The organism is Streptomyces glaucescens (assembly GCF_002154375.1).
Lineage (GTDB): Bacteria > Actinomycetota > Actinomycetes > Streptomycetales > Streptomycetaceae > Streptomyces > Streptomyces glaucescens.
Map to the genome: position 1 here is coordinate 1 of NZ_MUND01000750.1, position 1,504 is coordinate 1,504.

The window sequence follows — 1,504 nt, forward strand, 5'->3', positions numbered from 1 at the left end:
GGGAGGCGGGCACAGCGGTCGGCGCGGCCTCGTCGACCGCTGTGCCCGCCTCCCGCAGATAGGGCAGCTGCGGGTGCGCCCCGTCCGCGCAGAGGACGCGGTCGGCGGTGCGCAGGGCCTGCCAGGCGGGCCAGGAGAGCAGGCCGGGGGCGACGCGGTGGCTGGTGGTGAGCAGGACGACACGGCCGGGGGCGGCCTGGTCCGGTGCGCCTGCCGGGCTGGAGCTGGTTGCGTTCACGATCCGAACGTAACCCACGCCGCCGGCAGACCTCGGACGTTGTCCACAGTCCCGGTGTGATCATCCGGCCGGCATCCCCCGGCCGTGCCGTTCCCGGCAAGCCCCCGCCTCCCGCCGGGTCCTCACGCCGGCTGCTGCTCCTGCGCCGCCGTGACCTCCCGCACCCACGGGGTCCTCGCGTCGACGCGGCTGCTCTTCTCCACGTCCCAGCTGCCGTAGCGCGGGTTCAGGTCGACGCCGAGCTTCGCGGAGGCCTCGGAGAGGGCCTTCCAGAACTCGGGCCGGCTGGTGTCGGTGCCGAGCTTGGCGGCGAGCTTCTGCGCCTCCAGCTGGAGGCGCAGGTTCTCGTCCAGGCGCTCCGGGGCCACGCTGTACTGCTGGAGCCAGGCCGTCTCCAGGGCCTCGGCCCCGCCGACCTGCTGCTCCAGGCCGGAACGCATCTCCTGGACCTCCTTGCGGGTCACGGTGACGCCGGCGTCCTGGGCGGCACGGTGCAGCACCCGGTCGAGGACCATGCCGTGCAGGGTGTCGCGGGTGAGGCTGCCGGTCTTGGCGATGGCCTGGGCGTACTGCGCGTCGTCGGCGACCGCGGCGCGCTGGGCCGCGCGCACCTCGTCGACCCGGTTCTCCAGCTGTGCGACGGTGATCCGCTGATCACCGACGACGGCCGCCGCGCCGGGACGCGCGTCGTCTCCGCAGGCGGTGAGGAGCGGTGCCGCGGCGATCGCGGCGGACAGCAGGAGCGCGGTGCGACGGCGGCGGTGCAAGGAGACCTCCTGAGGAGATTGTGCGGCGGTGCACAAAGTCTTGCGGTGATCGATGGTAGGCAGGGGATCGGCTCTGGCCAACCCATTCGACCAACGATTCACGCCGACTTCGGGCACCGGCGCGCTGCCCGCGGGCGGCGTCCCCCCAGGGGGCGTGCGGGCCGACGCGCGAGGTGCCGTCCGCACCCCGTCCTCCGGCGGCGTCCCTCCAGGGGCCCGTCCCCCGTTCCCTAGCCGCGCACCTGCCCCAGCCACTGGAGGGTCCGGCGGATGTCCGCGGCCAGGGGGTGGGCCGGGCCGTGCAGTCGCTCGACGTCCTGCAGCAGCCGGAGCAGGGTGTCGTGGGCGGCGGCCCGGTCGCCGAGGGCGAGCAGGAGGTGGCCGATGCGGCGGCGGACGTCGTGGGCCTGCTCGGGGTCGCCGGAGACGTACTGGTTCTCGTAGTACGGCAGCAGCGCCCGGTACTCGGCGAGCGCCGCCGCGGGCTCGCCGAGTACCG

Annotated in this window: 1 protein-coding gene and 2 pseudogenes; all 3 read right to left on the reverse strand. The window is 74.7% G+C overall.

Annotated features, from left to right (window positions below; translation table 11 throughout):
* A pseudogene (locus CCN42_RS36590) lies at positions 1 to 238 on the reverse strand (nucleoside triphosphate pyrophosphohydrolase); the annotation flags it as partial.
* 122 nt (positions 239 to 360) lie between these two features.
* Positions 361 to 1,005 carry a SurA N-terminal domain-containing protein gene (locus CCN42_RS36595; RefSeq protein ID WP_086741629.1) on the reverse strand — a complete coding sequence of 215 codons (645 nt, stop codon included), beginning with the start codon at positions 1,003 to 1,005 and terminating at the stop codon, positions 361 to 363.
* A gap of 230 nt (positions 1,006 to 1,235) precedes the next feature.
* Positions 1,236 to 1,504 (reverse strand): annotated as a pseudogene (locus CCN42_RS36600) (serine/threonine protein kinase); the annotation flags it as partial.